General features: G+C 53.4%; 3 protein-coding genes. All 3 read left to right on the forward strand.

Translation table 11 applies throughout. The features are described from left to right. Positions 1-572 (forward strand): carbohydrate ABC transporter permease (locus Q1B15_RS14805; RefSeq protein ID WP_299754901.1); only part of this gene is annotated, 572 nt, incomplete at its 5' end. 5 nt (positions 573-577) lie between these two features. Continuing rightward, the gene (locus Q1B15_RS14810; protein WP_299754903.1) at positions 578-1,630 is read left to right on the forward strand and encodes an ABC transporter ATP-binding protein; all 1,053 of its coding nucleotides are present in this window, start codon (positions 578-580) and stop codon (positions 1,628-1,630) included. After that, on the forward strand, positions 1,631-2,716 hold the full coding sequence (locus Q1B15_RS14815) for an ABC transporter ATP-binding protein (RefSeq protein ID WP_299754905.1): 1,086 nt from the start codon (positions 1,631-1,633) through the stop codon (positions 2,714-2,716). The last annotated feature ends 1,063 nt before the right edge of the window (positions 2,717-3,779 follow it).

Below are 3,779 nucleotides of genomic sequence, written 5' to 3' on the forward strand. Positions count from 1 at the left end.
GGACCTTGGCCGCCTACGGGCTGTCGCGGTTTGAATATCGGTTGGGTTTTGTTAAAAATGCTGACATCACGTTCTTCTTTATTTCGCAACGGATCATGCCACCCATCGTTCTCGCGATCCCATTCTTCCTGATGCTCAAAGAGTTAGGCGCGCTGGATACGATCTTTGGATTGGTGCTGGTCTATGTAGCACTCCTGCTGCCCATCGCGGTCTGGGTCATGACTGATTTCTTTGCCGGCATCCCAAAAGAACTCGACGAGATGGCGATGACCGACGGATGCAGTCCGATTGGTGCGTTTTTTCGGGTTATCCTACCCAATTCAGTTCCTGGCCTCGTCGTGGCAGGCATGTTCTGCCTCATCTTCGGGTGGAACGACTTTTTCTTCGCCTTCACCCTTACATTCACCGAGACCCAGCTTTTGCCGGTCTCAATCGTTTCCCTCAACTCATCCGTGACACCTTGGTGGTCGCTGTCAGCATTCGCATTGATTTCGGTCGCACCATTGGCCTGCGTCGCGGTCATTGTTGAACGTTACATGTCACGCGGCACTATGTCGGGGGCCATTAGGTAAGTATCATGCTTCAAGTTGACCAACTCACGACCGCTGATTCCAAAGTCTCTTTGCAGGACATTTCGTTCCAGTTTGACGCGGGAAACATATATACGATTCTTGGACGAACCGGTGCGGGAAAGACCGAACTTTTGCGTGCTTTGATGGGGCTTAATCCGTTGGTTGAAGGCGACATCCAACTGGATGGTCAAAGTATCGCCAAACGGCCTGTAAAAGATCGCAGCATGTCGCTCGTGTATCAGCAGTTCATCAACTATCCGCATCTAAGCGTTTTGGACAACGTGGCGTTCCCGCTGCGTCGTCAGGGCAAAAGGAAAGCAGAGGCGCAATCACTTGCGGCCAAGATGCTGACGACCGTTGGCTTGGGTGATTTCGTACAACGCCGGCCGGCGCAGCTTTCGGGTGGGCAACAACAGCGTGTCGCGCTGGCCCGTGCCATGGTCAAGAAATCACGTATCCTGATGCTCGATGAGCCGTTGGCCAATCTGGACTACAAGCTGCGCGAACAACTGCGCGAAGAGTTCCCAAGATTGGTAGCCGGAAATGATGACAGCATAATCTTGTACACAACCACTGAACCGCGCGAAGCGATGGAACTGGGAAACACTATGATCGTCATGACCGACGGACGCATCGTGGCCAGCGGCCCACCTGCTGCCTTGTTTGCGCATCCCCCGACAAAAGACGCCGCAAGTGTGATCAGCGATCCACCTATTTCGTTTATCTCGGGATTTGTTCGCAGTGGTGCGCTTTATTTTGGCGAGGGTCAGTTGGCCCCGAACAATGGCTTGCAGCTGCCACCAGATGGTCCCGTCACCATCGCGCTTCGGCCCGATGCAATTGAGCCGGGGGGCGCATTCAACGCGACTATCGGCCTGTCTGAATTCAGCGGGTCTGAAACCATCGTTCACCTCGATTTCGATTTCGGCCGTGCGATTATGCTGGTTGAGGGCATCGAGACCTTTGAAGCGGGGACCCGTCTAAGTGTATCGATTCAAGCTGAACACCTCATGCTGTTCGCTTCGGACGGGCAAAACATCACGATAAGGACCAAGTAAATGGCTGAAATCGTACTCGAAAACCTTGGGCACAGTTATCTGACTAATCCGAAAGACAGAACCGACTTTGCCCTAAAACCCGTCAATCTGACGTGGCAGGATGGTAAGACCTATGCGCTTTTGGGCCCATCGGGCTGTGGCAAAACGACGATGCTCAACATCATTTCCGGGATTGTCGCGCCGTCTCATGGACGCCTACTTTTTGACGGGCAGGATGTTACCCAAACACCAACGGTTGAACGCAACATTGCGCAGGTGTTTCAGTTTCCTGTGATCTACTCGACCAAGACAGTGCGCCAAAACCTTGCGTTTCCGTTGGAATGCCGTGGTGTGGCACCTGAGCGCATCAAAGCCCGCGTCGCCGAGGTCGCGACGCTTTTAGATCTGGATTACGCGCTTGATATGCCAGCACGAAGGTTGAGCGCGGATCAAAAGCAACTGATCTCTCTGGGGCGCGGTCTTGTGCGCGAAGACGTCAGCGCCATTCTTTTGGATGAACCGTTAACTGTGATTGATCCACAAATGAAGTTCATGCTGCGCCGTAAGCTGCGCGAGATTAACCGCGAGACCGGCATGACTATGATTCTGGTAACCCACGATCAAAGTGAAGCCATGAGCTTTGCGGATGAGATCGTGGTAATGAAGGATGGATTGTTGCAACAGTCCGGCACCCCTGCAGAGCTATTCTCACGACCGCAGAACGACTTTGTCGGCTACTTTATTGGCTCGCCGCCGATGAACATGATTACCCTCGAACCCCGTGACGGAGCCCTCGGGACCGGTGCGCTTGATTTGACTAAGAATTTGACGATTGGCACCGCCGGGTCACGGCATCAATTGGGCATTCGGCCAGAGCATGTATCGCTCGTGGCCGCTGATGCTGAAAACATTGGTGTCGGTACGATCAAGAAAATCGAACATCTTGGCGTCGATGGCGTCGTAACCTTGCAGTTGGCGACTGGTGTTGTGATCAAAGCAAAAACACGCAAACACATTGAGATGCGAGTTGGTCAAACCTTGGGTGTTAACGTGCGAACCGATGACGCACTCTTGTACGTCGAAGGCTCACTCGTACACGCAGGGTGACCGCGACCTGCCGAGATTGATCTGATTTTAGGGTCGCCCCTCGCGTAGAAACGACCGTAACAACAGCGATTTGGGTCGACCCGGTTGTTTTAGCGGCGCATGAATGAAGTAGCCTGCCAATTGGCCTGGCTGACATTTGTCAGAAAGCCTTTCGCCTCGTTCCAGGGTTTGGCTGCTCTGTCCCGCACACCGACGTTTTAGCCGACAAAAATGCTGCGCCATGCACGAATGGCCGCAATGCGAAAGCTGCACCGCAGCGTTGTATGGAGCGGTCAATGTCCGGATTGGGCCGTTCATGTTGGTCGGGGCGAGATCGTTTGGCAGGATCGCTGCGATGCGGCTAACGGCAGCAGTGAGCCCATGGCAGTCGTTCGCTTGCGGCTCAATAAGGACGACCAGCATGCGAGCCAGCCTGACCGAACCCGCTTCACGAACAATGCTGCTCTACGGCTTTGATTGTTTGCAGGTGGCGATTAATTTACCCGAAAAATTTCGGATACCGGCTTAGTCCTGCCGCACCTGTCTGCAATAAAGGTCGTGTAGTAAGTGTTAACCAGTGTTGTGAGTGTCCCATGTGCAAAATTTTCGCGCCTTCTTTCGCGCGCATGCCCCCGATCTATCGATATTTCTACTTCATCTTCTCCAGCCTAACGCTGCGGAGCTACTCCGCATGGAAGCAAAAGGGGGAACCCAATCCCTTTACCCGTCCTTGTTATGAGGTGCTCAGTACAACACGATCGGAGATCGTGTCCCTCTTTCCGTCGCGTCTGACGTCAAACGTCTAATGCTGGGTTATCAGCGAGGGCCAACTAGGCCACCCCCTGGGTGATCTATTCCTTCTTCGATCCGATGCGGTAGCCTGAAGACGTCACCAAATCGTCTCGAAGACTGTCTGAAGATGCCTCAATAGGGTCAGCTTGTTCGGCGACACTACTGAGGTAGTAACGAGTGTGTGTGTTGTCTTGGGGTCGCCTTAACTGGCGGCCCCCTTTCTTTTGAAAACCTGACCGTCCCATACACAACAGTCGATCTTCCTTTCCAAGGGTAAACTTTCCAATTGGGG

This window comes from uncultured Boseongicola sp. (assembly GCF_937988555.1).
Classification (GTDB): Bacteria; Pseudomonadota; Alphaproteobacteria; order Rhodobacterales; family Rhodobacteraceae; genus Boseongicola.

Coding starts and splice junctions, on each gene's coding strand:
- Q1B15_RS14810 (WP_299754903.1), top strand. CDS start 578: ATGCTTCAAGTTGACCAACTCACGACCGCTGATTCCAAAGTCTCTTTG.
- Q1B15_RS14815 (WP_299754905.1), top strand. CDS start 1,631: ATGGCTGAAATCGTACTCGAAAACCTTGGGCACAGTTATCTGACTAAT.